Below are 4,593 nucleotides of genomic sequence, written 5' to 3'. Positions count from 1 at the left end.
TCGTATAAGTTCATCAACCTGTAAAACTAGATACTTCGTGGCATCTTTTCGTAAGAACATTTGCGAAAATTGCCTAGAAACTTAGTAAATGACCCTTATTAAGCTCCAAAAGCAACAAAGTTTACGAAAAGAGCCTAATTAAAAGAAGGGATTCACTTCAAAGAACCCCTTCTTTTTATTTAGTTATCCATAACCGTTCAATCTATTTTATAATTCAAATACGTTAAAAAAGCTAACGACTTCTTTTTCATCTTCATTTGATTTTACTTCACCGTTTGTGATTGCTTCTTCCATTGTTATTTCTCCGAAAACAATATCTGTCCAGATATCACGTGTCGTTTCTATACGCAAATCTGCCATCCAAACTGTTTGAAAAATTAATAGAGAGTAAGCCCTGGATACATTAAAAGTTACAGATAGATCCTCCCACTTAAGAATTTTCCCTATCATATTAACAATTTAATATATCGAATATGCAGGTCTTACTCATCTGACTATTCTAATTCCCTAATTAATTTTCAAAAAACTCTATTAAAATCTCATTTAATTTTTCAGATTGATCAAGTGGCACCCAATGACCTCCGGAAAATCTTTCATATCGCCATGGTCCATCAATCAATTCGCTAGATTGAAGCATTTTTGCTTCTGTTAAAAAAGGATCAAAGCTACTCCAAATTCCTAGTGTTGGTGTCTTAATCTTTGGATGGACCCCCTTATATAAAAAGGCTTTCATTGAGCTGTTTGCTCTGTACCAATTAAGGGCTGCTCTTAATGCACCCGGTCTGGATAACTCTTTAATCCATTTTTCTTGTTCACTATGATTTCGGCACCATTCTCTAAATAGTTCCCAATTATTTCTAGTTAAAAATTCCTCGGCGTAGTGTTCTGCCTGAAACATAAACACATACCATGATTTTTCAAATTGATCAATTTGTACTTGGAATCTTCCACCTGGATGGCCAACAGAAATGGGAACATATTTTTCAACTACATCCGGAAATAGGGAAGTAAATGCCCAGCCCAGCAATGCCCCCCAATCATGGCCAACTAATCGTATACGATCAATGTTTAATTCTTTTAAGATTCCTATAACATCTGAAACAAGTAACTTCAAATTATAGGCTTCAATCTCTTGTGGCTTGTCCGATTCACCAAAACCCCGTAAGTCTGGAGCGATAACTCTGTAACCGGCATTAACCAAGGTTTGAATTTGATTTCTCCATAAGAAGGAGGAGTCGGGAAATCCGTGGAGTAGTAGTACAGCCGGTCCCTCGCCTTCGTCCACTACTTGAAACTGAAGGCCATTTACATGTATCTTTTTTCCTTCTAATGCATAACTCATCCCTAATTCCTCCATTAATTATTTTCGATTATTATTTCATCAAACATAGCTATGAAATTAGTCACTTCTACTTTACTGCCTGTTATTATCGCAATATTGCCCATCGTTAATGCATTCTCAAGAGTAATTTCGCAAGTTAATAATTGAGCCAAATCTTTACATGTTGTTTGAATCGTAAAATCAGGAGTAATGGAGCTCGTATTAAAATTTACGACTTCGGCTAAAGCTTTTCGAACTTGTAGTCCAATTTCAACGTTCGAATCTGTTAAGCTAACTTGCATCACTTGATTTACATTTTCACTCTTCACTGGGTCTAATTTCACTCTAAGGAAATGCATATAAGCTTCAGGTGTAAAATTACTTAGGTTTACAGATTTAACCACTCTTACATTTGGGCTAACTTTTCCTTCTAGTTCATACACTTGAGTTAAATAAAAGTTTCTTGTTATGGCAGAAGTAGTTGTTTCAGAAAGCTTTCTTAGTGCAAGAGCTTTTATTTGAAGAGCTTCCTTATGATCTGGATCTAATTTTAATACATAAGTAATTAATTGGGCCGCCCATGAAAATTCATGATCGTCATTTGCTTTTTGAGCTTCTGCTAATACTTTTTCCAGCCCTCCGAAGCCCTTTATGATTTTCTCTGCTTCGACTTTTTTTGAAACTGGATGAATCGTTGCTGTATCATTCCCATACCACCCAATTAAATAAGCATAGGTCCCTCTCACATAGTTTGCCAATTCACCATAAAAAGGTTGGAAAATCGGACTGTTCTTTAAGTGAGTAGGCAATTTAACAAACTCCACAATATCTTCAGGAGAAAGTCCTAGATTGATTCCACGAATGGTTTGATCGTATACGAATTGCATTCCATCGTGGTATTCTTCTATCGCCTTTTCAGACTCTTTGGATCCCAAAATAGGGCTCCCATGTACTCCAATAATATGTGTTGGTTTTAATGCGCGCAATTCCTTTATACTATTAATCCAGTTTTTCGGATCGCGAGTATCTCCTCTTAAAGCTCCAATGTTCGGAAACGCCCCCCAAAGAACATTATTAATAGCTACACCTTTATCAGGTAACCAGACGATCAGTCCATCATTTGTATCTGTAATGGTAGGGATTAATTCAACATTAATTCCGTCAATTACAATTTTACTTGCCTTTGAAACGGTACGATTCGGTTTTACGTATCCCCTTGTTTTTCCTTTTTCAAAATCAACAAAATAGGCACCAATCCCTAAATTTGGAAAAGCATCAGGACCTTTTGGCGGAAGAAACAGTCCAAATTGAGTATATGCTTTTTTAGTCTGGATTTGCTTAAGATCCGCATTATTAGCGGTAAAATTGTGATCAACTAGGTCATGGCCCCAAATTTCAAGTGAATCCTCCTGACCTTCAGGTACATAAGCTCTTGTACCCACTGTATAATGCCAATGGGTGTAAATAATAGTTGATACTGGTTTATCTGTTATTTTTCTAAACTCTTCTAAATGCTCTTCTGCTTCTTCAATTCCATCCCCTGTATCAACAATAATCATCCCATTTTTGCCTTCGATCATGGTTGTATTTGCAAGACCAACTCCGATAACTTGATAAACGCCATCCGTAATTTTCACTAACCGTTTTTCAAAATTTTTCGAATGATCAATTAGCTTCGAATTGGCCACCTCACCTTTTGGGCCGATCTTTGTTACACCTTCATTAATATTGCTTAATTGATTTTTAGTCATTTCCACAATTAGACACCTCTTTATTAAAATTAAATAATGATTTTAAAGTGAAATAGCATTTTCAGTTGGCTGAGCCACTTCAGCAACAGTCTCATCAGGCCTGCAAAAGAGAATAAATAGTAGTCCAGCCAAAAGCATCAATCCAGCAATATAAAATATTGCATAATGGAAGCCGAGAACTTTATTGGTACCTGCCAGGTTAATAAGAAGTCCGATAACGATTGGTCCGATGATTCCTGCTAAATTTTGAAAGGATGTTCCTAAACTAATTCCGAATCCTCTCCTCGATGGGAAGAGCTTTATCATAATTTGCGGAACAATAGATACTATTGTTGCTACACAACCAGCTGAAAGGATAAATAATCCTAATATCAATTGGTTAGATTGAACGATTGTAGAAAGGAAATAGCCGAGTGCTGCAACGATTAAACTAATTCCACCGACAACAACACGTGATGTATAATAGCTCTGACTTTTTTTGAAAAGATAATCAGAAAATCTAAGAACTAAAATACTAATAATCAGGCCGCCTATTCCAACTGCAACGGAAGCAAGGCCAATTTGTTTATGTGTTAATCCAAGTATCTGCCCAAAATATAGAGGTTGAAAAACGGATGTCCATGCAAGTCCCCCGAATGCAGAGAAGCCCAAGAATAAAGCTAACAAACAAGAACGTGAGAATATGGTCGACGATACATCTGACCACTTGAACTTACTTTGAGTGGGAATCGGCTCGTCCCATTCTACTTTGGCTGGTTTCTCTTTGCCTAGCCACATCCATAAAACTGCCCAAACAATACTCAAAATACCAGTTGAGGCAAATGCTCCACGCCATCCAAAATCTTCTATTAGAACAACGAAAATGGGCGCCAATATTACTGCACCAACAATTCCACCACCATTGAAAATGGATAATGCCAATCCACGAGAATTCGGATGAAACCATTTGCTTATCTGACTCATGGATATCGGTCCATGTGGCCCTTCACCAACACCAAGCAATATTCTGTAAAGAATAAGCAGAGGTAGTCCAGTTATCGCAAAAGCTCCAAATTGGAGAACTGTCCAAGAAAATAATAAAATGGATAATGCCTTCTTTGTCCCAATTCGATCTGACCACGCCCCGCCAATTACACCGCCAATACTAAACAGCCAAAAAAAGCTGCTACCCACAATACCCCATTGTGAATAAGATAAATTAAATTCTTTCATAATTGGTTCAGCTGCAAACCCTAGAATTGACTTATCTGCAAAGTTAATCATTAAACCAAAGAACATAAACAAAAGTATTAGCCATCTCATTATGAATCCCAGCCCCTTTTCGTTGTTGAAAACAATTTGATCTCCATAAATACCAATTCTTATTCACGATGTAGTTTAATGCCTTGGATGATGTTGAATTGCCTCCAAGAATGACTACAATTAAATTGATATTATCGATTTTTTTATTTACATACATTAAACATTAGTAAACTATTACTTCTTTTTTTGTTTTTGGCGGGCTTTTTTAAAATTCTTTTA

The 4,593-nt window shown here is 36.5% G+C and carries 4 protein-coding genes; all 4 read right to left on the bottom strand.

Features of this window, described 5'->3' with window-relative positions; translation table 11 throughout:
* Positions 1 to 207: 207 nt before the first annotated feature.
* A complete protein-coding gene (locus tag V7137_RS28535; RefSeq protein ID WP_335701186.1) occupies positions 208 to 351 on the bottom strand; it encodes a hypothetical protein in 144 nt (47 codons plus the stop codon).
* A gap of 160 nt (positions 352 to 511) precedes the next feature.
* Positions 512 to 1,342, bottom strand: coding sequence for an alpha/beta fold hydrolase (locus tag V7137_RS28530; RefSeq protein WP_335701185.1), 831 nt, complete (start codon positions 1,340 to 1,342; stop codon positions 512 to 514).
* 14 nt (positions 1,343 to 1,356) lie between these two features.
* Positions 1,357 to 3,072: an alkyl sulfatase dimerization domain-containing protein gene (locus V7137_RS28525; protein ID WP_335701187.1), complete on the bottom strand. Its 1,716-nt coding sequence runs from the start codon at positions 3,070 to 3,072 to the stop codon at positions 1,357 to 1,359.
* A gap of 42 nt (positions 3,073 to 3,114) precedes the next feature.
* Positions 3,115 to 4,374, bottom strand: a complete 1,260-nt coding sequence (locus V7137_RS28520; protein ID WP_335701184.1) for an MFS transporter — start codon at positions 4,372 to 4,374, stop codon at positions 3,115 to 3,117.
* Between the last annotated feature and the right edge of the window lie 219 nt (positions 4,375 to 4,593).

Origin of the sequence: Neobacillus drentensis (assembly GCF_036962765.1) — a bacterium.
GTDB classification, from domain to species: Bacteria; Bacillota; Bacilli; order Bacillales; family Cytobacillaceae; genus Neobacillus; species Neobacillus drentensis_C.
Note: the sequence above shows the minus strand (reverse complement) of the source record. Positions and strands in the feature narration are given on the sequence as shown.